We start from the raw sequence: 24,475 nt of genomic DNA on the forward strand, positions 1-24,475 counted from the left end.
TGACACAGTCAAATTAAGAATCTCCTGATCGGCGCTGCGCTCTACTGGGCGGTGCGGTGGTTGGGCGGTACGGGTTGAACCGCATGAGAATGCGCAGCCGACTGTGGGGGTTACTGGGGGCGGCGGGAAGGGCGTTCTTTCTCTGGGTGGTTGCAGTCGGGTGCGGTGCAGCGTCATCCCCCCCTTCCCCTGCGCCCGGGGGAGTGTACGAAGTGCGCGACGATGTCGCCCTGCAGCAGGCGCTACGGGGCGCACCCGCGGGGGCAACCGTTCTTCTCTATCCTGGGGTCTATCATGGTCCTTTGCGGATCGATCGGCCACTGGTTCTGCGCGCTGCGGGCCGACGCACGGTGATCGATGGCGGGATGCAGGGGCATGTGGTCGAGATCACGGCCTCTGATGTGACCGTTGAGGGATTCATCATTCGCAATTCGGGCAACGATGTGCAGGCCGAACATTCGGGAATACGGGTACAGCCGGGTGCGCATCGAGCGGTGATTCGCAACAACGTCTTCAGTTATGTCACGTTTGGAGTCTATATCGAACAAGCCGACCACGTTCGGGTCGAGGGAAATTTGATCACCGGTAAGCGCGATTTTCTCTCACCGAAAAGGGGAAACGGAATTCAGCTCTACAACTCACGTCATGCGCAAATTATCGCCAACGATATCTCTTTCGTCCGTGATGGGATCTACGTCGATGTCTCACACGATGCCCTCTTTCGTGGCAACCGGCTGCACCACCTCCGCTACGGGACCCACTACATGAACTCTTATCGCAATGTCTGGGAGGAGAACGAGGTTTTTGCGACCCGGACCGGTTTGGCATTGATGGAAGTTCGGGATCAGGTGGTGCGTAACAACCGCGTTTGGGGCAATTCGGATATTGGGATTATGTTGCGGACGCTGCAAAACGGGGTAGTCGAGGGCAATGTCACTGCGGGAAACGCACGCGGGTTTTTCATCTACAACACCAACTATGCGGTCATTCGCGACAATGTGGTAGTCGACAATGAGATCGGTGCTCATGTCACCGCCGGTTTTACCTTCAACCAGGTGGAAGGGAATGACTTCATCGGTAACCAGCAAAACATCCGCTATTCCGGCACGCGGACCCTGACCTGGGGAGAAAATTCCGGTAACTATTGGAGCCAATATGTGGGATGGGACCGCGATGGCGACGGGATCGGCGATCTACCTTACGAGGCGGTCGGTGTCGTCGACCATCTGTTGTGGCGCTATCCGTTGGCGCAGGTGTTGCTTTCCTCCCCAGCGCTTGAGCTCCTGCGTTTCGTGAGCGCCCAGTTCCCGGTATTGAAACAACCGACGGTGGTCGATCTCCACCCCCATCTCAAACCGATCCATCCAGAAGGAGAAAAGTGGTATGGCCACCGCTTCCGCCGCCAGTGATCCCGTTGTTCGCGCCAACCATGTCGTTCGGCGGTTTGGTTCCAAGGTGGCAGTCGCCGATGTCTCGTTCGCAATTGAACAACAGGAGCGGTTCGCACTGATCGGTCACAACGGAGCGGGTAAGAGCACCCTCTTCCGGATGATGTTGAGCCTGCTCCCACCCACTTCCGGGACGATCGAACTCTTCGGTCATCGTTTGACCGGCCGCGACGATAGCGAACAACGGGCATTGCGTCGCGCCATCGGTTACCTGCCCGAACAGGTGGTTCTTTACGACAATCTGACCGCTGAAGAGACATTGCGCTATTTCGCTGAACTCAAAGGGTTGGCGATTTCGCCGCGCGAGATTGCTAGCCGTTTGGAGGAGGTGGGACTGAGCAGTGCGGCGAAGGTGCCAGTACGCGGTTTCTCCAAGGGGATGCGGCAGCGTTTGGGGTTGGCGCAGGCGCTTTTGGGGGAGCCGAAACTGCTCTTTCTCGACGAGCCGACGAGTGGCCTCGATCCGATGGGGATTCGCGACTTCTACCAACTGGTCGACCTCTGGCAGGAGCGTGGGACGACTGTGGTGATCTCTTCCCATATCCTTGCTGAAATCGAGCAGCGTGCCGATCGCGTCGCGATTCTCTCCCAGGGGCGGTTGGTCGCGGTCGGGTCGGTGTTCGATTTGCGCCAACGGGCGGCGCTACCAGCTCGTCTCTGGCTGCAGGGGCGCGACGCCTCGTCGTTGGCCGAACTGATCGGCTCTGCTGAACGAGTCGGGGCTGTGTTGCTCGAACGGACAGGTGGAGGGGTTTGGTTTTCATGGCCCAACGGCAAGAAAGACCAGGCACTGGCATGGTTGCTCGACAACCGAACCCTCTGGGTCGATTGGGCTTGGCGGGAGGCGACGTTGGAAGAGGTCTTCTTTACCCTGGCACTCGAAGGGCAGAGAGAGCTGACCGGTGAGGAGGCGGCATGAAGGGTGCGCTCGTTGCGATTGCACGGAAGGAGTTTCGGGACCGGGTTCGCAGCCGTTGGGTGTGGGTGGTTGCGGTTGTTTTTGCCCTCTTCTCACTGGCTATTGCCTTCTTGGGGGGGGCAGCGCAAGGTGCAGTGGGATTGCGCAGCGTCGAAGCCGCAGTGGCCAGCCTGACCAGCCTGGCGATCTTTCTGGTACCGCTAATCGCCCTGATGCTTGGATATGATGCGATCGTAGGGGAGCGGGAGCGCGGCACGCTCGATCTTCTCCTTTCATTGCCGATCCCCAAAGGGGCGATCGTTATCGGTAAATTTCTCGGCCTAGGTGCCGCATTGGCGGTCGCGACCGGTGTCGGTCTCGGGGGGGCCGGCATTGTGATGACGTTACGGGTTGGTTGGTCGGTGTGGGGGATCTGGGCCCAGTTCACGTTCGGCTCTATTCTGCTCGGTCTCGATTTTTTGGCGATCGCTCTTTGGCTGTCCACTTGGGCGCGGGATCGGAGTCGGGCTTCGGGGATGGCGATCGTCGTGTGGTTTGTGCTGGTTTTGGTTTTCGATCTGGTGTTGTTGGCGGCGATGGTACTGCTGGGCGCTCACCCGGCCGGGAGATGGTTGCCTTGGGTGATGTTTCTCAATCCGGCCGATCTCTTTCGCGTATGGGGTTTAGCTGCGGCAGGAAACCTTCAGGCACTGCGGGGAGTGACCGACCTTTTCCCCGCGGTGGCGTCGAGGCCTCTGTGGTTGGCGTTGGCATTGGTGGCATGGCTCGCGATTCCGTTGGTGTTGGCAAACTACCGTTTTCGCCGCAATGGTGAGGAGATGCGATGAGGCGTGCACAAAGAGTTTTACTTAGCAGAATGGTGGTCTGGGGTGTGGCCTGCGTGGCGGCGCTTCTGCTGACGGCCTGTACCCCGGAGCAGGGCGGGGTGGCGAAACCGAAAGATTTTGGCGAGGCGGAAGCGTGCGTCCTGGATGGAATGTATTTGGCCGATTTTCCGGGGCCGAAGGGGCAAATCCATTATGCTGACGGACGGATTGATTGGTTTTGCGATAGCGTCGAGCTGCTCCACACATTGAAAATGCCCGAGAGTGTGCAGGCAATCGCCGGCGCGTTCGTCCAGGATATGGGAAAAGCGGAGTGGGAACAACCGCGCGGTCACTGGATCGACGCGCGTTCTGCTTTTTACGTTTTCGGGTCATCGCGAATGGGGTCGATGGGACCGACCGCGGCCAGTTTTGCGACCCGTGCGGAGGCCGAGGCGTTTGCCCGTCAATACGGCGGTACGGTGAAGTCGTTCGCCGAGGTGACCGCGGAGGATGTTCGCCTCGACGGTGGGGCGTTGCATGACGACAAGATGTGAGGAGCGGCTATGGCTTTCAACGACTTCTATCGCGACATTCCCGCACCGCTTGCCCAAGAGATCGACGCGCTGGCACTGGTCGTATACCGCTCGCGGACGGCTGCAGACTCGTTACTTCGGGCAGAAGGGGTTGCCGATCTCGATGAGTGGCGAAAACGGTTGGCCGACGGTCATGACTCAGAGGGACACGACGGGTGGGAGCGCTATCTGAGCGCGGTATTCCTGCGTGACCAGTGCGAACGTGCGCGCAGTGAGCTGGCGAAGAAGTTGCGTGTCGCACAAGGAGAGCGGGTCGAGGGTGGCGAATCTCAACCCTTGGTGCTTGACCTCATTGCCCACTTCTTAGCCGATGAGGGGGAGAGCCACGGCGTGGCTGAATGGGAGCGGTTGCTCGACGCGGTCCACTGTCGGATGGCGAATGGGATCTCGCTGTGGATACGCTTCGCGACACCCCAAGCGTACAGCTTCGTCTGGGAGGGAAGCGACGGGGCAATGGAGCGAATCGATACGGCTCCCCACAGGGAGTGGTTGGAGAGACCTCACCGCCACACTGCGACAGGAGCGGTTGTCGGGGATCCGCTGACCTCCCCTTCTGCTCCGCCTGTGGAGAACGTTCGGCAGGTTTTGCGCCACCTCACCGGCTTGGAGCGCTAGAAAGATGCGCGGGTTCGTCGCGGGACGTCGGCGCTGGTTGGCTGCAGGGTTGGCTACGGTGCTGAGTGCAATCGCTGCGGGTGGTTGGGCTCTGTGGTCTCTTCGCAACCGAAAAACCGTCGACCACGAGGAGAGCTGCTCCACCGATCTCGAGGGACGAACGCCGCCTCATGCGTACGATCCTCAGCGGGACGGCCCTGACCCGTTGGCTCCGCGAACGATTCCGGAAACAGCGCGTTGCCCGATCTGCGGGATGTACCCTGCGCGTTACCCGCGATGGGCAGCGCAGCGCATCGATGAAGCGGGCCGGGTCGATTTTTATGATGCGCCGCGCGACCTCGTGATTCACGACCAGTGGTTGCGCCAGGCGGGGGAGGTGGAGAGCAGTCGCAAACGTGCGGTGGCGATCTGGGTCCGGGATTACTGTCGTGACGAACCGACGTGGATTGCGGGCGAGCAAGCGTGGTTCGTTTTTTCGCCGCAACTGATCGGGCCAATGGGGCGTCCTGAGCCAGCCGCGTGCGGGGATGAGACGTCAGCGCGCGCGCTGGCAATGGCAAAGGGGGGGGAACTGCTGCGCCTTGCCGACCTCTACGAGAAGTTTCGCTGGTGATGTCAGGTTGCTACCCACCGTTTGAGGGTTGGGTAGAGAGAGAAGAAGAGGGAGGGGACCACCTCTCGCGGCAGCGCGTCGAGGGTGTTTTTGATAAGGAGCCCCATAGCCGTGTCGCCACTGATCCGCAAACGGCGCTGGAAAAAGAGGGTGTCGCTATCTTCCTCTTGGGCGATCAGCGCAAGATAGACGGCAAGTGGGGCGGAAAAGGTGAGGCGAGGCGCGATACCCATATAGGGGCGGAAGCCAAAGGGGGCAAGGGTAAAATCGAACTGCCAGGAGAGGTCGGAGACGTTGATACGGATCGGCTGATCCAGCAAGGGGCTCAATCGTTCGCGGTCGAGATGGGGCAGAAGGTGGCGGTTGAGCGCTTCGCAAAAGAGGAGCGTGAGCGGGTAGCGGGGTACCCGTCCCAAGAGTGCCGAGAAAAGCTGAAAAAACCGGTTATGCACCGTCACTCACCCATTCGTAACCCGCGCGACCAAACCAGTAGCCGTTGCAGCAGCGTTCGGGGGCGACCCACGTGGGGGCAGGGGGTTCGCGGTGCTCCCGCCAGGCCGCAACTGCAGCAATCACCCCTTCGGTGTCATTCAGGTTGGGGATGATCCGGACGGCGTTCGCCCATGAGGAGAGCTCTTCCAGTCGATCAAGGAGCGACCACCATTTTGCCGATTGGGTTTGAACCCCATTCATGCGCAAAAATTGAGCCCCTTCGCGGGTTTCAATCAGTAACCCTTCTGGCCATTGCTGGCACAAAAAGCCGCAGTCGTCTTTCGGCCGGCCATAGCGTCGTGCAGTGAAACAGCGCGAGGAGTGGGCAAGTGCCAGCGGTCCCCAAACAGTGACCTCGCAAGCAAGAGAGAGCGTCTGCGCATGGGGGACGAGACGCTTGATGTCGTCTCGGCTTAGCTCGTGGTGGGGTATCCAGCGGGTCGCCCCCATTGCAGCGTATTCGCGAAGCGTTGTCGCGTGATAGACGTTGAGTTGTGGTCCAGCAGTCCAGCCAACGACCCCCGCCTCTTCGAGTAGGGAGACGGTTGTCAGGTCATTGGCTTCGATGGGCCAACCGCTCTCGCTCAATTTCCGCAGCCATTTGATCTGGCTCGGTGATTCGATCAGAGTGTAGGTCGAGAGGATGACTGTTTTACCCGCTTCGCGCAACATTTCGGCAACGGCTAGCCAGTCGGCAATTTTCAGCTCTTGGCGACGAGGGCAGACCGTTTCGCCGAGGTATACGCGGTCGACGGCGCTCTCTGCGATGCGGGCGTAGAATTCGAAAGTGGCCTGCCGGCTCCAGAAATAGGGGAGGGGTGCGAGCGTGATCTCCATCGTCATTTCCACGGGCGGCTGTAGGGGCCCAGCGTAGTTTGACCGCCTTCGCTGATGCGTGCGAGCTCCTCTTGCCACTCTGTCTGGACCGTGAAGTGGTCGTCAGGATATTTCGCGAGTGTATCGATCGCCTGCCGCCAGACGCGGGTAACGGTACGGATGTAGGCGACACTGCGCTGTCGGCCTTCTATTTTGATTGCCCGCACCCCACACCGTTTGAGTTCAGGGAGAAGGTCGAGGGTGTTGAGACTCGTTGGCGATTCGAGGGCATAGCCGATCTCTCCATCGACAACAAAACGCCCTTTGCAGAGCGTCGGGTAACCGGCTGGTTCATCCGGGGCGTAGCGGTCGATCAAAAAACCATTGAGACGAGCTTCCATTCCTGTTTCTCGCTCTTCCCAGGAGACGAAGTGGGCTGGCGAACAGGCTCCGTGATGGTTGGGTGCCTCGCCGGTGGCGTAACTCGACAGTGAACAGCGCCCTTCCACCATGATGCAGAGGCCGCCAAAACCGAATACTTCGATTTCGAGTGGGGCAGCCTCTTTGCAGACGTGCGCTACCTGGTCAATGCTGAGCACCCGCGGAAGAACCGCGCGAACCACACCGTAGCGCCGCGCGAGAAGCTGCAGCGCTGGTGCGGAAGTTGCTGAAGTTTGTACTGAGGCGTGTAGCCGCACCTCGGGGTAGCGCTCGTGGGCATAGGCCATCAACCCCAGATCGGCAAGGATCAGCGCGTCGACACCTAGCTCTGCCGCTTGGTCGATGGTACGATGCCAGAGGTCACGATTGTGCTCTTTGGGGTACGTATTGATCGCAAGAAAGACGCGAACCCCTTTCTGGTGGGCCCACGCAATCGTTGTGGTCAGTTCGTGTGGTGTGAAGTTGAGCCCGGGAAAATGGCGGGCATTGGTGGCGTTACGCAGCCCCAGATAGACGGCATCGGCACCCGCCTCGACGGCTGCGCGCACCATTTCAGGGTTTCCAGCCGGACAGACCAGTTCCATCGTTTCCGCAGGCATCGGCGAGCGCTATCTCGGTAAGGTCAACTAAATAAAGGATAGCGCGTTTTGCTCCTAGCCGCCTTGACCCAGGTCAAATGTTACCCGCTATTCCTTAACCCCGCCGCGATGCCGTTGATCGAGAGGTGAATCCCGAGCCGCAGCCGCGGATCGTCCTCGCCGGCGCGGTGGCGACGCAGGAGCTCCACCTGCACCAGGTGCAGCGGATCGATGTAGGGGAAGCGGTTCTGCACCGACCGCTTGAGGAGGGGGTTGGCGTCGAGCAGCTCCCGCTGCCCGGTGATCGCCAAGAGCCAGCGGACGGTGCGCTGCCACTCGGCGGCGATCGTCGCGAAGATGCTTTCTGCAAGCTGCTGGTCGCGAACGAGCGCCACATACCGTTTCGCGATCGCGAGGTCGCTCTTCCCCAGCACCATATCCATGTTGCCAAGGAGCGTGGCGAAGAAACTCCACTCGCGCGCCATCCGTTGCAACAGCGCCAGCCGCGCTTCGGCGCTCTCCCCTGCTGCTTCACCGGCTGCGACCCAGTCTTCGACGGCGGTGCCGAAGCCGTACCACCCCGGGAGCATGATCCGCGCCTGCGACCACGAAAAGACCCACGGGATCGCGCGCAGATCTTCGATCCGACGGCTCGTGGTGCGCGACGCCGGCCGCGAGCCGATGTTGAGGTGGGCGATCTCGTCGATCACCGTCGCCTCCCAAAAGAACTGCTCGAACCCTTCGGTTTCGTAGACGAGTGCGCGGTAGGCGCGAAAAGCCCGCTCAGAAAGCTCCGTCATCACCGCTTCAAAGCGGGGGTCGGGGGCGGAGCCGTCTTTGCCGAGGAGCGACGCTTCGATCGTCGCGGCGACAAGCACTTCGAGGTTGCGCCGCCCCAGTTCGGGGTTGGCATATTTCGCCGCGATCACCTCCCCCTGTTCGGTGAGCTTCAACTGCCCCGCGACCGCCCCTTTCGGTTGCGCGAGAATCGCCTGGTAACTCGGCCCGCCGCCCCGCCCGACGGATCCGCCGCGGCCGTGAAAGAGGCGGAGCCGCACCCCGAGCTCCTCGGCTGTCGCAACGAGCGCCTGCTGCGCGCGGTAGAGCGCCCAGTTCGCGGTGACGAAACCGCCATCTTTGTTCGAGTCGGAGTAGCCGAGCATCACCTCCTGGCAGTTGCCGCGCGCGGCGACCCACGCGCGGTATTCGGGGAGGGCAAAGAGCGCGCGCAGGATCGTCGGCGCCGCTTCGAGGTCGGCGATCGTCTCGAAGAGCGGCACGATCTCCACCGCGAGGTGGTTGCGCCACGGCTGCACGAGCCCGACCTCTTTCAAGAGGAGCGCCACCTCCAAGAGGTCGGAGACGGCGTCGGTCTTCGAGATCACATATTGGGTGATCACCTCGGGGCCGATCGTGTCGTGCGCCCAGCGGGCGGTGCGCAGAATCGCCAGTTCCGCTTGGGTCGTTTCGCTGTAGCGCCAATCGGGGTGGACGAGCGGTCGGGCAGTCGCAAGCTCGGCGCGGAGCAACGCCACCCGCTCCGCTTCGGGTAACGCCAAGTAGTCGACCCCCGGGCGGGCGGCGGCAAGGAGCTCGGCAACGACCCGCTCATGCACGGCGCTGTTTTGCCGCAGATCGAGGTGGGCGAGGTGAAAACCGAAGACCCGTACTGCGCTCCGGAGGCGCGCAAGCGTCCCGCTCGCGATCTCGGCAAGGCCCGCGGCGCGCAACGACGCGTCGACCGTCGCCAGATCCGCGGCGAACGCTTCGGCGCTCGGGTAGGGGGGCAAGGTGACGCTCGGGAGTCGCCGCGGCAGGTGGCCGACGAGCCGCTGGTAGGTGGCGGCCAGCCGGGCGTAGATCGCGATGAGGGCAAGGCGGTAGCGCTCGTCGGCGCGGTGCGGCGACGGAGGGCCGGCGGTTTCGGCAAGCGCGTCGAGCGCGTCAGTCACCGGCGAGAGCCCCGCCGCAATCGGTAGCTCGCCGCCTAAGCGATGGACCGTGTCGAGGTAAAATTCCAGGACTGCCGCGGCGTTGCGTAGCACCGTTGCGCGCAGCACTTCGGCGGTGACAAAGGGGTTGCCGTCGCGGTCGCCCCCAACCCACGACCCGATCTGCAAGAAGGGGGCTTCGTCCCATTCGCCGATCAAGCGGGTGAGTTGCCGGTAGAGCTCAGGAATCTGTCGCAGGAAGGTGGTGCGGAAGTAGTTGAGGATGTTGTTTGCCTCGTCGAGCACCGAGATCCGGGTGGGGCGGATGAGGCGGGTGAGCCACAGGGTGCGGATCGCGCGGCGGATCGCGGCGTCGAGCTCGTCGCGCTCCTCAGGGGTGAGCTGCGTCCGGTCGCGCTCGGCGAGGAGCCGGGCGATCTCCTGTTCGCGCATCAACACCGCCTGGCGTTGGACCTCGGTGGGGTGGGCGGTGAGCACCGGCCGAATGCAGCTGGTTGCGAGAAAGGCTTTGAGGGCGTCGCGACTGATCCCCGCTTCGTCCAGCAGCGCCAGGGTATGCTCCAGTGTGCCCGCTTTCGGCGGCGAGCCGCTGATTGCGTGCGCCCGGCTTCGGCGCAGGTGGTGCTGATCTTCGGCGATGTTCGCGAGGTGCGAAAAGAGGGTAAAGGCGCGAATCACAACGATCGCCTCATCCCGGCTCATCTGTTCCAGGAGCGCGCGCAACGCCTGGGGGTCGGCGTCGCCGCGGTGGATCGCCACTGACGCTTGCCGCACCGCCTCAACCAGCGCGAAGGACTCTTCCCCGTGCTCCAAGCGGATCGCGTCCCCCAGGAGCTTTCCCAGCTCGCGGATCTCGGCGCGCAACGGCGCGTCTTTGTCGGCGTCGTTGGTCATCACTTCTTGGTTCATCGCGCTGCTTCCCCCTTCTGGAGCTTCGCCTCAGCTGTTTCGAGCAACTGTTCCAGATAGTAACTGTAAAACGATTCGTCGGGGAGACCGACGAGCGGGGGGGCAAGGGGCGTCCCGTCACCCGCAACGACCACCACCGTCGGTGTGAGCGTCCCTTTCAGCGCGCGGGCAAAGGCGGCGTGGTTCGTGCGCTGGCCCGCGAAGTCGGTGAGTGGAAGGTCGGTGCGGTCGGCCTCAATCCGGCGAAAGCGCGCCCGCTCCCTGTGGCTTCTCGCCACCCCTTCGAGGTAGCGTTGGGCGCGAACACAGTAGGGGCACTCGCGCCGCTCAAAGTAGAGGAGAATCGGCTGCTTGGCGCGCACCGCCCAAGCGCCGTCGGCGGCAAGGTCGGTCGCAAGGGGAAGATCGGTTGCGGTTTGCTGTTGCGCTGCGGCTGTGCTCCCCGGCGCTTGCGCTGCCGCCGGTGGTACAATCGATAAAGTAGCCATGAACAATACCCATCCGGACGTGACCGCCGCGTAAAGTCCCGCGCGCCTCAAGTTTTTCAAGGATCGTTGATGTCGCACCGCTTCTCTCCCCACCGTTTGGTGATCGCTACGCGCGAAAGTCGCCTGGCGTTGTGGCAGGCGCGCCACGTGCAGCAGCTGATCGAGCTATATGACCCCAATTGTACCGTCGAACTTTTGGGAATGACGACGCGCGGCGACCAGATTCTCGATCGCCCGCTCGCCAAAATCGGCGGTAAAGGGCTCTTTGTCAAGGAGCTCGAGGTGGCGTTGTGGGAGCGCCGTGCCGATCTCGCCGTCCACTCGATGAAAGATGTGCCGATGGTCTTGGGCGAACCGTTTCGTCTTGCCGCGGTTCTTCCCCGCGAGACACCGGTCGACGCCTTCGTCTCAAACCGCTACGCGTCGCTCGACGAGCTCCCCCCCGGGGCGATCGTCGGCACCTCGTCGCTGCGCCGCCAGGCGCAGTTGATCTCCCAATACCCCTACCTCAGCGTCGAGCCGTTGCGCGGCAACCTCGACACGCGGCTCCGCAAACTCGACGAAGGGCAGTATGACGCGGTGGTCCTTGCCGCGGCAGGGTTGAAGCGGCTGGGGTTGGCGGAGCGGATTCGCGCCGAACTCCCGGTCTCGTTGATGCTGCCTGCCGCCGGCCAAGGAGCGCTCGCGGTCGAAATCCTTGCCGAACGGAATGAACTGGCCGAATGGCTCGCTTTTCTCCACGACGCCGCTACCGCCGCGTGCGTCGCTGCGGAGCGCGCCTTTGCCCGGCGCCTCGGCGGGAGCTGCGAGGTGCCGATTGCCGCCTACGCGACGATCGAAGGGGGGAGCCTTTGGTTACGCGGGCTCGTCGCCGAACCGGACGGGAGCGCGATCTATCGCGGTGAGATCCGTGGTGCGGTTGCCGCGGCCGAAACGCTCGGCGTCGCGCTGGCTGAACAGTTGATCGCCGAGGGGGCCGAGGAGCTCGTCACCCGCTTGTCGCTCCCGCAGGAAGGGGGGCTTTCCGGGCGTGAGCGAACAGGGGAGTAGCGCCGTTCCTCCGGGGTGCGCGGGGGGAAGGGGAACCCCCCGGGGCGTGTGGATTACCCGTCCCGAGGGACAGGCGGCACATCTGGCTGCTCTTCTTGCTGCGCGCGGATGGGAACCGATCGTCGCGCCGCTTCTTGCGATCGAACCGCGGGTGGACCCGGAAGATGCTAGAAGGTGGGCAGAAGCGCTCGACACCTTTGCGTGGATCTTTTTCGTAAGTGCCAACGCCGCGCGTATCGGGGTGGGAGCGATCCGCGCCTACCGCGCGTGGCCGCCCGGTCCCCCAGTCGCAACGGTCGGGGCGGGGAGCGCCGCGACGCTCCGCGAGCTGGGTTTCCCCGAAGTGTGGTACCCTCGTGCGGGAGCCGACAGCGAAGCGGTTCTGGGGGAGCCCTGGACGCAACCGAGCGCGATTGCGGGCAAGCAGCTGCTTATCGTCAAAGGGGAAGGGGGGCGCGGGTTGCTCGCCGAGGTGCTGCGCGCGCGCGGCGCGGAACTCTTCACCTGGTCGTGTTACCGGCGGATTCCCGAGCGGTGGCGCGAGGAGACGTGGCAACCCTTTGTCGCGGGGCGGATCGCGGCGCTCATCGTAACGAGCAGCGAAGCGGCACAGATGCTGCCGCAGGCGATGGGGGCGTCCCGTTTCGCTGAGGTGTGCGAGCGGCTCCCCGCGGTTGTGAACCACCCTCGGGTCGCTGAAGCATTGAAGCGGGTCGGGTGGCGCGAAATGGCCGTTGCCCCGCAGCCGGGGGACGAGGCGTTGGTCGCGACTTTGGATGCTTACTTTGGAAGGAGTCTCAACGATGACGAAAGCGAGCGAAACGGGCAAGCGCCCGGAGGGTGTTGAGACGGGAGGCGCGCCTGAGGCCACTCCTGAGGCGCCCCCATCTCCATCCGCTGCCCAGTCACCGCAAGGGGCTGAGTCTCCCCCCGTGGTCCCGTCCCCTTCGGCGGAATCGGTTGCCCGTGAAACCTCTTCTGCGCCTGAACCCGCGGGATCCCCTCCGAAGCCTGAACCCGCCTCCCCGTCCCGCGCTGGACTGTGGGTGGGGACGCTCGCGCTCATCGTCGCGTTGGGCGGGTACGGTTACGCGCAATACGCTGCGACCCGGGTGGCGCGGCAGGAGCAGGCGCTCCGTGCCGAGTCGCTCGCCCACCTCTCCGCCCTCAGTGACAAGGTGCAGGCGCAGCAGGCGCTGCTCATAACCCTTCAGCAGCAGGTTGCGGGGCTCACCGGTGTGGACGCCCAGGTGGCTGCGCTCAAGGAGGCATTGCGCGAGGTGACCGAGTCGCTGGCGCAGACCCGCGAACGGTTGGCTAAGGATGAGGCCGATCTCGACCGGCTGCAGACCATTGCCAAGAGTGCGGCAGAGATGACCGAGGCGCTCGCGAAACTGGGCGACCGCCGCTGGATCGTCGAAGCGGGGGAGGCGCTCGCGTTTGCCCAGCGGCAGCTCGCCTGGGATGGCAACCTCAACGCGGCGCAAGGGGCGCTCGCCACCCTCGCGGCGCGCCTCAAAGAGGCCGACCGGCCCCTTCTTCGCCCGTTGCGGCAAGCGGTCGAAGCCGACCTGCTCGCGATCGAGGCGGCACCGCGCGTCGATCTCGACGGGATTCTCGCCAAACTCGCCTCGCTCGACCAGCTCCTCACCGAGGCCCCCTATCGCTTCACCGCCGAGGTCGATCGCGCCCACACGGTTGCGACCGCTACCGGCGACGATTCCCCCTGGTACCTGCGGGCGTGGGCGGCGGTGGTCGCCTTCGGGCACGCGGTGGGCGAAGAGTGGGCGCACTGGCTGCGGCTCGAGCGGATCGACGCGCAGGCGCCCGAACTCCTCTCGCCGCAACAGAGCGCAACGCTGCAGCTCAACATCAGCAACTGGATCGCTGCCGCGCGCGTTGCCGCGAGCCGCGGCGACGAAATCGCCTATCGGACGGCATTGGAAAAGCTCGAGGCGACGCTCGCACGCTATTTCGACCCGGCCGCACCCCAGACCCGAGCGGCGCAAGCGGCGCTTTCTGAACTCAAGGCGCAAAAGGTGCGCGTGGAGCGGCCTACTCTGGAGCGGTCGCTCAAGGCGCTCTCAGAAATCGAAGCACGCGTTGCCACAGTGACCGCGCTGCCTGCGCCCAAGGAGTAGAGCGATGGTGCGAACACTTCTTGCCGTAGTGATCGCTGCTCTGGCTGCGGTGGCGTTTGCCCTCTGGTTCCAGAGCCTCGACGGGTATGTTGTCGCCGTCTTTCCCCCGTACCGCTTTCAGATCTCGTCGCAGCTCCTCGTGGTGCTCGCGCTCCTCTTCCTCTTTGTGGGCTCCGGGCTGCTCCGGCTTCTGGTGCGTCTCCTCGGCACGCCCCGTGCGGTGCGCCAGTGGCGGCAGCGGCGCCACCTTGAGCAGGCGGTGGCCGCGCTTGAGGAGGCGATCATCGGCTGGGAGCTCGGCAAACCCAAGCAGAGTTTCCGCGCGCTCGACCGCGCCTACCGCTTGAGCATCGGCACCGGTGCTGCGGCGGTCGCCGCGTGTGAAGCGGCGCTTGCCGTTCGTGACGAGGGGCGGGCGGAAAATGCCCTCGCGCGAATTCCCGAAACGGGCCGGTGGCGTGCGGTGCGGCAAATCCTCGAAGCCCGTTTCGGGCTCCTCTTTGGCCGCACCGACCGGTTGGAGTCGGCGCTCGCGGCACTCGAAAAAGGGGGCGAGGTTTCACCGACGGTGCGCGAGCGTTTGCGGCTCGAAGCGGGTGTTCACAGCGAGCGATGGGATCTTGCGCTCGAGGCCGCCCGCAAGCTGTGGCGCCACGATGCGCTCACGGCAAGCGAATTCCTCGCCGTCGCGGCAAAAGCCTACCCGGCGCTCTGCGCTGAGGCGCTTCGCCGCGGGCAACCGTTCGACGCCTGGTGGCAGGGGCAACCCAAAGAGGAGCGGCAACTTCCGACGGTGGTTGCCGCGGTGACTGAGACGTTGGTTGCCCATGGCGACGCGGCGCGGGCCCTCGAAGTGGCGCGGGCGTTTCTCCGCCGTCGCTACGCCCCCGAGGTGCTCCGTGCGGTGGTGCCGCTTCTCCCCGGCGATCGTGGCTGGCTCGAGCTTTTGGAGCAGGCCATCGCTGAAGACGACAACGACGCGCTCCTTCACGAAGCGCTCCTTCGCGTCACCCTCAAGCTCCAGTTGTGGGGGCAAGCGAAGCGCCACTACCTGCGGCTCGTCGAACTCGACGCGGCGCGGGCGCGAGCGGTGGCCGCCGAGATGGTGGCGGTGGACCCCCGCGAACTCCCCTGGGAGCGGGGGCTGCTTCCGGCAGCGTCGGGTAGCGACCGGACCGCTTCGCCCGACACGAACCAGCCCAACGCCTCGCTCCAACCCCTCGCCGCCGAGGCGGCGGCCGATACCGATCCAGAGGGTGGTCGCGAAAAGGGTCGGGCGTGATATGATTGACCCCGCGGCGGGTCGCCTCGCATGGCAGCGTGGGAACCGGGTCAGGGCCGGAAGGCAGCAGCCCTAACCACAACCTGTCAGTGCCGGGGGTTCGGCTCGCCGTCTCCATAAGGCTTGGTATGACCCAATTGGCTCTGGCGCGCAAATGGCGCCCTCGCGACTTTTCCGCTTTGGTGGGGCAAGATCACGTGGTGCGCGCGCTCACCCACGCGCTCACCACAGGCCGCTTGCACCACGCCTACCTCTTTACCGGCACCCGCGGGGTCGGTAAGACCACGATCAGTCGGATCCTCGCGAAAGCGCTCAACTGCGAAACGGGGGTCACCGCAACCCCCTGTCAAACCTGCCAGGCGTGCCGCGAAATCGACGCCGACCGTTTTCCCGATTACGTCGAGATGGACGCGGCCTCGAACCGCGGCGTCGACGAGATGGCCGCGCTCCTCGAGCAGGCAGCCTACGCCCCTGTAGCCGGGCGCTACAAGGTCTACATGATCGACGAAGTCCACATGCTCACCGGCCACGCCTTCAACGCGATGCTGAAGACGCTTGAAGAGCCCCCGGAGCATGTCAAGTTCGTGCTCGCGACGACCGACCCGCAAAAGATCCCGGTGACCGTGCTCTCGCGCTGCCTGCAGTTCAACCTCCGGGCGCTCTCCGCCGCGCAGATTGCCCACCGTTGCGAAACGATCCTCACTGCGGAAGGGGTCACGTTTGAACCCGCAGCGCTGCTTCTCATCGGACAAGCCGCGCGTGGCTCGATGCGCGACGCCCTGTCGCTCCTCGACCAGGCCATCGCTTATGGCGCCGGGGAGGTCAGCGAAGGGGGGGTGAGCGAGATGCTCGGTCTGGTCAGTGAGCGGTTGTTGATCGAGCTCCTCACGGCGCTTGCCGACGAGGCGGCAGAAGCCTATCTCGCCGCGATGGCGAAACTCTCCGCGGCGAGCGTCGCCGTCGACGCGGTGTTGGCGTCGCTTGCGCAGCTTCTCCACCGCATTGCGCGACGCCAGTGGGGAGGGGCACCGTTCGATGACCCCCGTCTGGAGCAGCTTGCCGCGCGCTGGCACCCCGAATTTCTGCAACTCGCCTACCAGATCGTCGTCCAGGGTCGGCGTGACCTCCCCCTTGCCCCCGACGAGATCACGGGGCTCGAGATGGCGCTCTTGCGCCTCTTTGCTTTTGCGCCGCAGCGGGAGGTTCAACCGCCGCTCTTGCCCCCCAATCCCCAGCCGCAGCCCCAGGCGCTGCTCCCACCCTCCGGCTCGGATGAACCGCAACAGCGCGGGAGTGACAACCGCCCAAAGCCCACCGCCGCGGTGCCGAGTGAATCCCTAACGGCACCGCTTGACGAGGCGAATGCGATCTGGCTCGCCGCTTTCACGCAGATGGCCCTCTCCGGCCCCGCGCGGGAGTTGGCGAGTCACACCGCCGTGGTCGCGGATGATGGAACGGTGTGGCAACTGGGTGTCGATCGTCCCGCCCACCACTGGTTGCGTACTGCGCCCGAACTGGTTACGCGCATCGAAGAGGCCTATCATGCGGTTGCGCCCCAAGGTTGGGTGCGGAAACTGCGCTTCGAGCCCCTCGCGCAACCGCTCGACACCCCTGCGCGCCGACGCGAAGCGGCGCTTGCCGCCCGCAAGCAGCAGGTGCTCGACGCTCTATCGCACCACCCGAGCGTTCGACTCCTCTGCGACCGCTTTGACCTCGCTCCAGATCCGGAGTCGGTCTCGTGGGAGGAGGGGGCGATCTCTTTGTAACCTACTGTGAAAGGAAAGCGACGATGTTCAACAAAGCGGCACTCTCTGGCTTGATGCGTCAAGCGCAGAAGATGCAGGAAAAAATCCAGAAGATCCAAGAGGAGCTGGCGCACACCGAAGTCGAAGGGCAAGCGGGCGCAGGGCTCGTCAAAGTGGTCATGACCTGCAAGCACGACGTGCGGCGGGTGACGATCGATCCGTCGGTCCTCGACGATCGCGAGATGCTCGAAGACCTGATTGCCGCAGCCGTCAATGACGCGGTGCGTCGCGCCGAAGCCACCGTCCAAGAGAAAATGGCGGAGGCGACCGCAGGGATGCCACTTCCTCCCGGCTTCAACCTTCCCCTCTGAGTTGCCTTGCGATGAGTCAGGCGCTTGCGGAGTTGATCGACGCCTTGAAACGCCTTCCCGGCTTGGGGCCGCGCAGTGCGCAGCGGGTGGCGCACCACCTCCTCAACCACGACCGCGCGGCAGCGCTCCGTCTTGCGCGAGCGCTCGAGCGGGCGGCGCAGCTCCTCATCCACTGCGCCGAGTGCAACACCTTTTCGGAAACGCCCCTCTGTGCCCGCTGTGCCGATCCAGCCCGAGACCGCAGTGTCGTCTGCGTCGTCGAAACGCCGGCTGATCTCGAGGCGATCGATAGCGCCCATGTCTATCAAGGGTGTTTCTACGTGCTGATGGGTCGCCTCTCCCCGCTTGACGGTGTAGGCCCCAAAGCGCTCGGGGTGGAGCGGCTCCTTGCGCGCCTCGCACGCCCCGAGGTGCGCGAGGTGGTGCTTGCGACCAATTTCACTGCCGAAGGGGAGGCGACCGCGCAGTGGCTCGCCGAGCGGATCGCTGCCCACGCGCCGCACCTCAAAGTGACCCGTTTGGCCCGCGGCGTCCCCGTGGGGGGTGAGCTCGAGTACGCCGATCCGGCAACGATCGCCTACGCCTGGCACGACCGTCGCCCCATATCCGGAGGGTGATTTTTGATCTGCATCAAGCTCTTTGCCTTGATTCCTTCTCTCAGCGCGTTATAATCCGTTAGATTTGGGCATCTGAGGAGAAAACGATGACACACGCAGCCGAACCGATGGATGACAACCGGCGGCAACTGCTGGTCGCGACGTCGGTCGTTGGGGGGGCAGGCGCGGTGGCTCTTGCCGCTCCGTTTGTCGCCAGTTTCGCCCCCTCGGAGCGCGCCAAGGCCGCTGGCGCTCCGGTCGAGGTTGATATTGCAAAAGTCGCGCCGGGCGAAATGATGGTGGTAGAGTGGCGCGGCAAACCGATCTGGGTTTTGCATCGTACCCCTGAGATGCTCGAATCGCTCAAAAAGGTGCGCGACAAGCTCGCCGATCCCGATTCGGAAAAGTCGGTTCAACCGGCCTATGCCAAAAACGAGCACCGCTCGATCAAACCCGAATTTCTGATCGTCGAAGGGGTGTGCACCCACCTCGGTTGTTCGCCTTCGGCCAAGTTTCTCACGGGTGAGGCGAGCGGCCTCGGTGCCGACTGGGTGGGCGGCTACCTTTGCCCGTGCCACGGTTCGATGTTCGACCTTGCCGGGCGCGTCTTCAAGAGCATGCCGGCGCCGACGAACCTGCCGGTGCCTCCCCATAAGTACCTCACCGAAACGAAGGTGTTGATCGGCGAAGACAAGGCGTGAGCGAGGAGCGCATCATGACGGGTAAATCGGGATTGTTGCAGTGGATCGACGAGCGGTTCCCGCTCTCGGCCACGATCGAGGGGCACCTCACCGGGTATTACGCCCCCAAAAACCTCAACTTCTGGTACTTCTTCGGCTCGTTGGCCCTACTGGTCTTCGTGATCCAGATCGTCACCGGGATTTTCCTGGTGATGAACTACAAACCCGACGGGACGCTCAACGCGGCCGGGGTGCCGATTGCCTTCGCGAGCGTCGAGTACATCATGCGCGAAGTCCCTGGCGGCTGGTTCATCCGCTATATGCACTCGACCGGCGCTTCGGCCTTCTTCATCGTCGTCTACCTCCACATGTTCCGCGGTCTCCTCTACGGTTCCTACCGCAAGCCGCGAGAACTCCTCTGGATCATCGGCGTGCTGATCTTCCTCGCGCTGATGGCTGAGGCCTTCATGGGGTATCTGCTCCCGTGGGGACAGATGTCCTTCTGGGGGGCGCAGGTGATCATCAACCTCGTCTCGGCGATCCCGGTGATCGGTCCCGATCTCGCGATCTTCGTGCGCGGCGACTACGTGATCTCCGACGCGACCCTCAACCGCTTCTTCTCGCTCCATGTGATCGCGGTGCCGCTCGTGCTCCTGCTCCTCGTGGCGGCCCACATCGTGGCGCTCCATGAAGTGGGTTCGAACAACCCCGACGGTATCGAAATCAAGAAGAAGAAGGACGCAACCGGCAAACCGCTTGACGGGATTCCCTTCCACCCCTACTACACTGTGAAGGATATGGTGGGGGTCGCCGGGTTCTTCATCATCTTCTTTGCGGTGATCTTCTTTGCACCGGAAGGGGGCGGTTACTTCCTCGAGGCGAACAACTTCATCCCCGCTGACCCCCTGAAGACGCCGCCCCACATTGCGCCGGTCTGGTATTTCACCCCCTTCTATTCGATCCTGCGCGCGGTCACCTATCCCCTCTTTGGGCTCGACGCCAAGTTCTGGGGTGTGGTGGCGATGTTTGCGGCGGTTTTGATCATCGCATTCCTGCCGTGGCTCGATCGCTCGCCGGTGAAATCGATCCGCTACAAAGGGCCGATCTTCAAGATTGCGCTCACCCTCTTTGTGATCGCGTTCCTGATCCTCGGCTATCTGGGGGTGTTGCCTCCGAACCCGACGCGGACGCTGGTGGCGCAAATCTGCGCGGTGATCTACTTCGCGTTCTTCCTCCTGATGCCGTGGTACAGCAAGATCGACCCGTGCAAACCGGAACCGGAAAGGGTGACCTGGAAATGAAAACGACCTGGATCAATTGGCTCAAGAAAGCGGCGGTGGCGGTGGCCGCCGTTCCGACGCTCCTCTTTGCTTCTGAGGCGAACGTCCACATCGACAAGGCGCCCGTCTCCGCCAATCCGGTGGACCTCCAGCATGGCGCGAAACTCTTCGTCAATTACTGCCTCAATTGCCATGCGGCGAGCATGATGCGCTACAACCGCCTCACCGAATTGGGGTTGACGGAGCAGCAGATCAAAGATTATCTGCTCTTTACGGGCGACAAGGTGGGCGACTTGATGACGATCGCGATGCGTCCGAAAGACGCCAAAAAGTGGTTCGGCGCGACCCCGCCCGATCTCACCCTGATCGCTCGCCAGAAGGAGACCCTCTCCTACTCGGGGGCCGACTGGCTCTACACCTACCTGCGCACCTTCTACCGCGATGAGGGGCGGCCCACCGGTTGGAACAACGTCGTCTTCCCCAACGTCGGGATGCCGCACGTCCTCTGGGAGCTGCAGGGTGTCCAGGTGGCGGAAAAGAGCAAGGATGAGCACGGCAACGAGCACATCAAGCTCTCGCTGGCTAAGCCGGGTCTGCTCTCCCCTGCCGAGTACGACAAGGCAGTTGCCGATCTCGTCTCCTTCCTGCAGTGGATGGGTGAGCCGGTTGCGGAAAAACGCAAAGCGATCGGCGTTTGGGTGATGCTCTATCTGGCGATCTTCTTCATCCTGACCTACCTCTTGAAGAAGGCCTACTGGAAAGACGTCCACTGAAACGAACTGCCGGACCGAGGCGACCGCCTTCGGTCCGCTTCACGTGACGCCGCACCGTCGACTGCGTTCGACGGTGCGTTTTCGTTGGAGGGAACCAAGCAATGATGAACCTCTACTCAGGCGCTACCGATCCGTTTAGCCACCGCTGCCGAATCGTCCTCTTTGAAAAAGGGATGGACTTCGAAGTGACCGACGTCGACCTGCTCGACAAGCGCGACGAGGTGCAGCGGATCAACCCCTACGGTCGTGTGCCGGTTCTGGTGGACCGCGAACTGATCCTCTTTGAGCCCAACATCATCAACGAATATGTCGATGAGCGCTTTCCCCACCCGCAACTGATGCCGGCAGACCCGGTGGGTCGCGCGCGTGCGCGGCAGCTCCTCGCGACGCTTGAATATGAGATGTTTCGCCACATGCGGGTGCTCGAGGAGAGCGAAGATGAAGCGGAGCGGACGCGGGTGAGAAAGCTCCTCACCGATCAGCTCACGCAACTGGCCCCCCTCTTGGAACGGCAGAAATTCCTTTTTGGCGAAGAGTATTCGATGATCGACGTGGCGATGGCGCCGCTCTTGTGGCGGCTCGAGCACTACCAGATTGCGCTGCCCAAAAGCGCTGCGGTGATCCACAAATATGCCGAGCGGCTCTTTAGCCGGCAAGGGTTTATCGACGCGCTCTCCCCGTCCGAAAAATTGATGCGGAGCTGAGCCGATGCTGCCCCTTTCGAGCAAACCCTATCTCGCCAAAGGGATGTGGTTGTGGTGCGTCGATCAGGGGCTCACCCCCTATCTGAGCGCCAAGGTCGATGGCGCGCGCGTCCCGAAAGGGTACGACCGCGATGGCGAAATCGTCCTCAACCTCAACCCGGAAGCGGTCAATGGCCTGACCTTCGAACCCGAAGGGATCGGTTTTCAGGCGCGCTTCTCCGGGCAGGTCTTCGATGTCTGGATTCCTTCTGAGAACATCGTCGCGCTCTTTGCCAAAGAGACGGGGCACGGGATCGCGTTGCCCAACGAGATGTTTACTGCCGAGGAGCCGGAAGGATCCTCCCCCCCGCCGACACCCGCTCCCTCGGCGGGCGGCTTCAAACGGGTGAAGTAAAGGGGAACTCGACTGGCGGTGGTTCGTTGGCGATGATCGCGGCGATCGCTGTGGCCGAACCGCACGCGAGCGTCCAGCCGAGCGAGCCGTGGCCGCTGTTGATCCAGACGTTCCGCTGCCGGGTCGGGCCAATCAGCGGCACGCCACTCGGGGTCATCGGGCGCAACCCCGCCCACTCTTGAGCTGCGGACCAGTCGAGCGCCTCTCCGCCCCACGTTTTTCCCCAGCGGTAGAGGGGGGCAAGTCGTTCAGGGGTCAGCCGCTCGTCGGTCCCCGCAAGCTCCGCGGTGCCGGCAATCCGCCAGCGGGTGCCGAGACGCGACGCAACGATCCGGTGAGACTCGTCGGTCAGCGAAAGGGTGGGGATCGCCGCCTCGTCGCGGATCGGCACCGTCAGCGAGTAGCCCTTGACCGGATGGATCGGCACGTCGCCAAGGAGCGGCTCAGCGAGCGCTTTTGTCCCGATTCCAGCGCAGAGGATATAGCCGTCGGCCTCCAATGGCTCAGGGGAAGAGTCTCCGCAACCCCGGCGGACCATCAGAACTGCGCGGCGATCGGCACCAAATTGCCAACCGCACGCGGTGACGTGGGTCAAGATCGCTGCGCCGCGTTCGCGACACCGTTCCGCCAGGGCGAGCGTAAAGGCGCGCGCATCGCCACTCTCGTCCTCCTCCGCATGGAGTGCCCCGACAAGGCGAGCGCGGTGGCGAGCCAGCGCCGGCTCGATCGCAATCGCCTCGTCAGGGGAGAGGAGTCTTGCCCGGATCCCCAGCGCGTCGAGGTCGGCGGCGTGGCGCTTGCCGTGCGCCCAATCTTTTTCACTGAGAAAGAGGTGGAGAATGCCGCGGGTGACCTCGTCGTAGTGGAGGTCGAGTCGGCTACGCCACGCACGCAGCACCGTGAGGCTGAATTTCGCCAGCGTTGCAATCGCCCGGGTGTTGCGCTCGTGGCGCGTCGGCAGACACTCCCGCAAAAAGCGGGCAAGCCAGCGCGCCTCGGTGCAATCCCACTTGGGCTGCCAGTGAAACGGCGCGTCGGGGTTGCCGATCGCGTCGAGGGCGATCCACGGCGCTTGCGGGCTCGACCAGGGGTGGGGGTGGCTCACCGAGATCTGCGCTCCATTCGCGAAACAGGCACCGCGCGCCAGTTCCGCTTTTCCCTCGACCACGGTGACCTGCCAGTTCCGTTCAAGACAGGCCCACGCGGTCGTGATCCCCACAACGCCGCCGCCGACGATGACCAGGTGCATGGTTCGACCTCCTTTGACGGATAATAATACTTTTCCGAGTGCTGGGGGCATCATGATCGAGCGCATCAGTCTATCCCAATTTCTCATCGAGGCGCAACGGGAAGGAAAACTCGACGCGCAGCTGCGCCTTTTGCTCGAGGTCGTCGCCCGCGCGGCGAAAGCCTTGGCTGTGACGATCGGCAAGGGGAGTTTTGCCGGCATTCACGGCGAAGCGGGCGGAGAGAATGTCCAAGGGGAGGTGCAGAAGCGACTCGACGTCATCGCCAATGAGCTCCTTTTGCAAGCGAACGCCTGGGGTGGGCACCTCGCGGCGATGGCTTCTGAGGAGGAGGAGACGATCTGCCTCATCCCCGAGCGCTACCCGCGGGGCGGCTATTTGCTCCTTTTCGATCCGCTTGACGGCTCGTCAAACATCGACGTCAATATCTCGGTCGGAACGATCTTCAGCGTCTTGCGTAACCCCAACCCCGAAGGGTGCCCAACAGAACGCGATTTTCTCCAGCCGGGTAAGGAGCAGGTTGCCGCGGGTTACGCGATCTACGGCCCAACGGCGCAGCTCGTGATCACCTACGGCGATGGGGTCCATGAATTCACCCTCGACCGCGAGTTCGGTGCCTGGTTTTTGAGCAAAACGCGCATCACCATCCCGGTGTCGACCTCAGAGTTTGCGATCAACGCGAGTAACCGCCGCCATTGGCTCCCGCCCGTGGCGCGCTACATCGATGAGCTCCTCGCGGGCAAAGAGGGGCCGCGCGGGCGCGACTTCAACATGCGCTGGGTGGGGTCGATGGTGGCCGACATCCACCGCATCATCAGCCGTGGCGGGATCTTCCTCTACCCCGTCGACCGAAAGACTGCGGCGAAAGGGGGGAAACTGCGGCTCCTCTATGAAGCGAACCCGATGGCGTTCCTCATTGAACAGGCTGGCGGTGCCGGCACTGACGGCGTTCGTCGCCTTCTGGAAATCGTCCCCGAGCGGCTCCACCAGCGGGTGGGCGTTGTGCTGGGGTCGAAAGAGGAGGTCGAGCGGCTCGCCCACTACTACCAAGAATTCGACGCCCGCTCCCCCTCTTGATTTTTTTTTCGCGATCCCCTATTATTAGCACTCGTTAGGTGCGAGTGCTAATAACATTCGCGCCGATCGGAGAAGTAGCCATTCTTCACCAACTCAGAGAAAGGAGAGGTCTGACATGAAACTGCGTCCATTGCATGACCGTGTGGTCGTCAAGCGTATCGAAGCCGAACGGAAAACCGCGAGCGGCATCGTGATCCCCGACACCGCGGGTGAAAAGCCCGACCAAGGGGAAGTGATCGCCGTGGGTGACGGCAAAATCCTCGAAGACGGCAGCAAGCGGCCGATGGCGGTGAAAGTGGGCGACAAGGTGCTCTTCGGCAAATATGCTGGTCAGACCGTCAAGGTCGAAGGCGAAGAGCTCTTGGTGTTGCGTGAAGACGACATCATGGCGGTGATCGAAGGGTAATCGCAACCCAACGACAGAACGGCAGCAAGTAGCTCATCGATAAAATAGGAGCAGGAACT

The 24,475-nt window shown here is 63.4% G+C and carries 26 protein-coding genes and 1 other RNA gene; 21 read left to right on the plus strand and 6 right to left on the minus strand.

Annotated features, from left to right (window positions below; translation table 11 throughout):
* Positions 1–89: 89 nt before the first annotated feature.
* From ACYQ6T_RS02220 to ACYQ6T_RS02245, 6 genes are read left to right on the plus strand one after another with little or no spacing between them, the layout of a single operon-like run.
* A complete protein-coding gene (locus ACYQ6T_RS02220) occupies positions 90–1,409 on the plus strand; it encodes a nitrous oxide reductase family maturation protein NosD (RefSeq protein WP_459827262.1) in 1,320 nt (439 codons plus the stop codon).
* A complete protein-coding gene (locus tag ACYQ6T_RS02225) occupies positions 1,384–2,367 on the plus strand; it encodes an ABC transporter ATP-binding protein (RefSeq protein WP_459827034.1) in 984 nt (327 codons plus the stop codon). The genes ACYQ6T_RS02220 and ACYQ6T_RS02225 overlap by 26 nt, the downstream gene beginning before the upstream one ends.
* Positions 2,364–3,194 carry an ABC transporter permease gene (locus ACYQ6T_RS02230; RefSeq protein WP_459827036.1) on the plus strand — a complete coding sequence of 277 codons (831 nt, stop codon included), beginning with the start codon at positions 2,364–2,366 and terminating at the stop codon, positions 3,192–3,194. The genes ACYQ6T_RS02225 and ACYQ6T_RS02230 overlap by 4 nt, the downstream gene beginning before the upstream one ends.
* Positions 3,195–3,223: 29 nt before the next feature.
* The gene (locus tag ACYQ6T_RS02235) at positions 3,224–3,727 is read left to right on the plus strand and encodes a nitrous oxide reductase accessory protein NosL (RefSeq protein ID WP_459827038.1); all 504 of its coding nucleotides are present in this window, start codon (positions 3,224–3,226) and stop codon (positions 3,725–3,727) included.
* Between the two features lie 9 nt (positions 3,728–3,736).
* Entirely contained in the window at positions 3,737–4,381 is a 645-nt protein-coding gene (locus ACYQ6T_RS02240; protein ID WP_459827040.1) for a hypothetical protein, read from the plus strand.
* Positions 4,382–4,385: 4 nt separating this feature from the next.
* The gene (locus tag ACYQ6T_RS02245; RefSeq protein ID WP_459827042.1) at positions 4,386–4,994 is read left to right on the plus strand and encodes a nitrous oxide reductase accessory protein NosL; all 609 of its coding nucleotides are present in this window, start codon (positions 4,386–4,388) and stop codon (positions 4,992–4,994) included.
* Positions 4,995–4,996: 2 nt separating this feature from the next.
* On the opposite strand, the gene ubiT is transcribed toward ACYQ6T_RS02245, so the two are convergent.
* The 5 genes from ubiT to ACYQ6T_RS02270 all read right to left on the minus strand — a co-directional run bounded on the left by ubiT (position 4,997) and on the right by ACYQ6T_RS02270 (position 10,670).
* A complete protein-coding gene (gene ubiT / locus ACYQ6T_RS02250) occupies positions 4,997–5,446 on the minus strand; it encodes a ubiquinone anaerobic biosynthesis accessory factor UbiT (RefSeq protein WP_459827044.1) in 450 nt (149 codons plus the stop codon).
* On the minus strand, positions 5,439–6,329 hold the full coding sequence (locus tag ACYQ6T_RS02255; RefSeq protein WP_459827046.1) for a U32 family peptidase: 891 nt from the start codon (positions 6,327–6,329) through the stop codon (positions 5,439–5,441). Before ACYQ6T_RS02255 ends, ubiT begins: the two co-directional genes overlap by 8 nt.
* Positions 6,326–7,327: a ubiquinone anaerobic biosynthesis protein UbiU gene (gene ubiU / locus ACYQ6T_RS02260; protein ID WP_459827264.1), complete on the minus strand. Its 1,002-nt coding sequence runs from the start codon at positions 7,325–7,327 to the stop codon at positions 6,326–6,328. The genes ACYQ6T_RS02255 and ubiU overlap by 4 nt, the downstream gene beginning before the upstream one ends.
* A gap of 95 nt (positions 7,328–7,422) precedes the next feature.
* Complete coding sequence (gene ppc / locus ACYQ6T_RS02265; protein WP_459827048.1) at positions 7,423–10,182, minus strand: phosphoenolpyruvate carboxylase; 2,760 nt, start codon at positions 10,180–10,182, stop codon at positions 7,423–7,425.
* Positions 10,179–10,670 carry a thioredoxin family protein gene (locus ACYQ6T_RS02270; RefSeq protein WP_459827050.1) on the minus strand — a complete coding sequence of 164 codons (492 nt, stop codon included), beginning with the start codon at positions 10,668–10,670 and terminating at the stop codon, positions 10,179–10,181. The genes ppc and ACYQ6T_RS02270 overlap by 4 nt, the downstream gene beginning before the upstream one ends.
* 69 nt (positions 10,671–10,739) lie before the next feature.
* Between ACYQ6T_RS02270 and hemC the strand changes: the two genes are divergently transcribed.
* From hemC to ACYQ6T_RS02335, 13 genes are all read left to right on the plus strand, one after another.
* Complete coding sequence (hemC, locus tag ACYQ6T_RS02275; RefSeq protein WP_459827052.1) at positions 10,740–11,720, plus strand: hydroxymethylbilane synthase; 981 nt, start codon at positions 10,740–10,742, stop codon at positions 11,718–11,720.
* Between the two features lie 46 nt (positions 11,721–11,766).
* Positions 11,767–12,567 (plus strand): uroporphyrinogen-III synthase, encoded by an 801-nt coding sequence (locus ACYQ6T_RS02280; protein ID WP_459827054.1) that lies wholly within the window; start codon positions 11,767–11,769, stop codon positions 12,565–12,567.
* Complete coding sequence (locus tag ACYQ6T_RS02285; RefSeq protein ID WP_459827056.1) at positions 12,524–13,861, plus strand: uroporphyrinogen-III C-methyltransferase; 1,338 nt, start codon at positions 12,524–12,526, stop codon at positions 13,859–13,861. Before ACYQ6T_RS02280 ends, ACYQ6T_RS02285 begins: the two co-directional genes overlap by 44 nt.
* 4 nt (positions 13,862–13,865) lie before the next feature.
* Positions 13,866–15,143 carry a heme biosynthesis protein HemY gene (locus ACYQ6T_RS02290; protein WP_459827058.1) on the plus strand — a complete coding sequence of 426 codons (1,278 nt, stop codon included), beginning with the start codon at positions 13,866–13,868 and terminating at the stop codon, positions 15,141–15,143.
* 15 nt (positions 15,144–15,158) lie between these two features.
* An RNA gene (gene ffs, locus ACYQ6T_RS02295) (signal recognition particle sRNA small type) lies at positions 15,159–15,256 on the plus strand.
* A gap of 15 nt (positions 15,257–15,271) precedes the next feature.
* Positions 15,272–16,909: a DNA polymerase III subunit gamma/tau gene (dnaX, locus tag ACYQ6T_RS02300; protein WP_459827060.1), complete on the plus strand. Its 1,638-nt coding sequence runs from the start codon at positions 15,272–15,274 to the stop codon at positions 16,907–16,909.
* Between the two features lie 23 nt (positions 16,910–16,932).
* A complete protein-coding gene (locus tag ACYQ6T_RS02305; RefSeq protein WP_459827062.1) occupies positions 16,933–17,259 on the plus strand; it encodes a YbaB/EbfC family nucleoid-associated protein in 327 nt (108 codons plus the stop codon).
* Positions 17,260–17,270: 11 nt separating this feature from the next.
* Entirely contained in the window at positions 17,271–17,876 is a 606-nt protein-coding gene (gene recR / locus ACYQ6T_RS02310; RefSeq protein WP_459827064.1) for a recombination mediator RecR, read from the plus strand.
* Positions 17,877–17,962: 86 nt separating this feature from the next.
* Positions 17,963–18,556, plus strand: coding sequence for a ubiquinol-cytochrome c reductase iron-sulfur subunit (gene petA / locus ACYQ6T_RS02315; protein WP_459827066.1), 594 nt, complete (start codon positions 17,963–17,965; stop codon positions 18,554–18,556).
* Positions 18,557–18,570: 14 nt separating this feature from the next.
* Positions 18,571–19,836 carry a cytochrome b gene (locus ACYQ6T_RS02320; RefSeq protein WP_459827068.1) on the plus strand — a complete coding sequence of 422 codons (1,266 nt, stop codon included), beginning with the start codon at positions 18,571–18,573 and terminating at the stop codon, positions 19,834–19,836.
* Positions 19,833–20,588 carry a cytochrome c1 gene (locus ACYQ6T_RS02325; RefSeq protein ID WP_459827070.1) on the plus strand — a complete coding sequence of 252 codons (756 nt, stop codon included), beginning with the start codon at positions 19,833–19,835 and terminating at the stop codon, positions 20,586–20,588. The genes ACYQ6T_RS02320 and ACYQ6T_RS02325 overlap by 4 nt, the downstream gene beginning before the upstream one ends.
* Before the next feature lie 101 nt (positions 20,589–20,689).
* Positions 20,690–21,292 carry a glutathione S-transferase family protein gene (locus ACYQ6T_RS02330; protein ID WP_459827072.1) on the plus strand — a complete coding sequence of 201 codons (603 nt, stop codon included), beginning with the start codon at positions 20,690–20,692 and terminating at the stop codon, positions 21,290–21,292.
* Positions 21,293–21,296: 4 nt separating this feature from the next.
* A complete protein-coding gene (locus tag ACYQ6T_RS02335) occupies positions 21,297–21,686 on the plus strand; it encodes a stringent starvation protein B (protein ID WP_459827074.1) in 390 nt (129 codons plus the stop codon).
* Here ACYQ6T_RS02335 and ACYQ6T_RS02340 read toward each other — a convergent pair.
* Positions 21,670–22,935 (minus strand): FAD-dependent oxidoreductase, encoded by a 1,266-nt coding sequence (locus ACYQ6T_RS02340; RefSeq protein WP_459827076.1) that lies wholly within the window; start codon positions 22,933–22,935, stop codon positions 21,670–21,672. The two genes, ACYQ6T_RS02335 and ACYQ6T_RS02340, sit on opposite strands and share 17 nt — an antisense overlap.
* A 55-nt stretch (positions 22,936–22,990) precedes the next feature.
* Here ACYQ6T_RS02340 and ACYQ6T_RS02345 point away from each other — a divergent pair, with 55 nt between their 5' ends.
* The gene (locus ACYQ6T_RS02345; protein ID WP_459827267.1) at positions 22,991–24,010 is read left to right on the plus strand and encodes a class 1 fructose-bisphosphatase; all 1,020 of its coding nucleotides are present in this window, start codon (positions 22,991–22,993) and stop codon (positions 24,008–24,010) included.
* A gap of 115 nt (positions 24,011–24,125) precedes the next feature.
* Positions 24,126–24,416 carry a co-chaperone GroES gene (gene groES / locus ACYQ6T_RS02350; protein ID WP_459827078.1) on the plus strand — a complete coding sequence of 97 codons (291 nt, stop codon included), beginning with the start codon at positions 24,126–24,128 and terminating at the stop codon, positions 24,414–24,416.
* Positions 24,417–24,475: the final 59 nt, after the last annotated feature.

It is taken from the genome of Hydrogenophilus islandicus (genome assembly GCF_054657095.1).

Excerpts from the sequence above, each read along its gene's own strand:
- ACYQ6T_RS02220 (WP_459827262.1), top strand. The coding sequence starts at position 90 with ATGCGCAGCCGACTGTGGGGGTTACTGGGGGCGGCGGGAAGGGCGTTC.
- ACYQ6T_RS02225 (WP_459827034.1), top strand. The coding sequence starts at position 1,384 with ATGGCCACCGCTTCCGCCGCCAGTGATCCCGTTGTTCGCGCCAACCAT.
- ACYQ6T_RS02230 (WP_459827036.1), top strand. The coding sequence starts at position 2,364 with ATGAAGGGTGCGCTCGTTGCGATTGCACGGAAGGAGTTTCGGGACCGG.
- ACYQ6T_RS02235 (WP_459827038.1), top strand. The coding sequence starts at position 3,224 with ATGGTGGTCTGGGGTGTGGCCTGCGTGGCGGCGCTTCTGCTGACGGCC.
- ACYQ6T_RS02240 (WP_459827040.1), top strand. The coding sequence starts at position 3,737 with ATGGCTTTCAACGACTTCTATCGCGACATTCCCGCACCGCTTGCCCAA.
- ACYQ6T_RS02245 (WP_459827042.1), top strand. The coding sequence starts at position 4,386 with ATGCGCGGGTTCGTCGCGGGACGTCGGCGCTGGTTGGCTGCAGGGTTG.
- ACYQ6T_RS02255 (WP_459827046.1), bottom strand. The coding sequence starts at position 6,329 with ATGACGATGGAGATCACGCTCGCACCCCTCCCCTATTTCTGGAGCCGG.
- ubiU (WP_459827264.1), bottom strand. The coding sequence starts at position 7,327 with ATGGAACTGGTCTGTCCGGCTGGAAACCCTGAAATGGTGCGCGCAGCC.
- ppc (WP_459827048.1), bottom strand. The coding sequence starts at position 10,182 with ATGAACCAAGAAGTGATGACCAACGACGCCGACAAAGACGCGCCGTTG.
- ACYQ6T_RS02270 (WP_459827050.1), bottom strand. The coding sequence starts at position 10,670 with ATGGCTACTTTATCGATTGTACCACCGGCGGCAGCGCAAGCGCCGGGG.
- hemC (WP_459827052.1), top strand. The coding sequence starts at position 10,740 with ATGTCGCACCGCTTCTCTCCCCACCGTTTGGTGATCGCTACGCGCGAA.
- ACYQ6T_RS02285 (WP_459827056.1), top strand. The coding sequence starts at position 12,524 with ATGACGAAAGCGAGCGAAACGGGCAAGCGCCCGGAGGGTGTTGAGACG.
- ACYQ6T_RS02290 (WP_459827058.1), top strand. The coding sequence starts at position 13,866 with ATGGTGCGAACACTTCTTGCCGTAGTGATCGCTGCTCTGGCTGCGGTG.
- dnaX (WP_459827060.1), top strand. The coding sequence starts at position 15,272 with ATGACCCAATTGGCTCTGGCGCGCAAATGGCGCCCTCGCGACTTTTCC.
- ACYQ6T_RS02305 (WP_459827062.1), top strand. The coding sequence starts at position 16,933 with ATGTTCAACAAAGCGGCACTCTCTGGCTTGATGCGTCAAGCGCAGAAG.
- recR (WP_459827064.1), top strand. The coding sequence starts at position 17,271 with ATGAGTCAGGCGCTTGCGGAGTTGATCGACGCCTTGAAACGCCTTCCC.
- petA (WP_459827066.1), top strand. The coding sequence starts at position 17,963 with ATGACACACGCAGCCGAACCGATGGATGACAACCGGCGGCAACTGCTG.
- ACYQ6T_RS02320 (WP_459827068.1), top strand. The coding sequence starts at position 18,571 with ATGACGGGTAAATCGGGATTGTTGCAGTGGATCGACGAGCGGTTCCCG.
- ACYQ6T_RS02325 (WP_459827070.1), top strand. The coding sequence starts at position 19,833 with ATGAAAACGACCTGGATCAATTGGCTCAAGAAAGCGGCGGTGGCGGTG.
- ACYQ6T_RS02330 (WP_459827072.1), top strand. The coding sequence starts at position 20,690 with ATGATGAACCTCTACTCAGGCGCTACCGATCCGTTTAGCCACCGCTGC.
- ACYQ6T_RS02335 (WP_459827074.1), top strand. The coding sequence starts at position 21,297 with ATGCTGCCCCTTTCGAGCAAACCCTATCTCGCCAAAGGGATGTGGTTG.
- ACYQ6T_RS02340 (WP_459827076.1), bottom strand. The coding sequence starts at position 22,935 with ATGCACCTGGTCATCGTCGGCGGCGGCGTTGTGGGGATCACGACCGCG.
- groES (WP_459827078.1), top strand. The coding sequence starts at position 24,126 with ATGAAACTGCGTCCATTGCATGACCGTGTGGTCGTCAAGCGTATCGAA.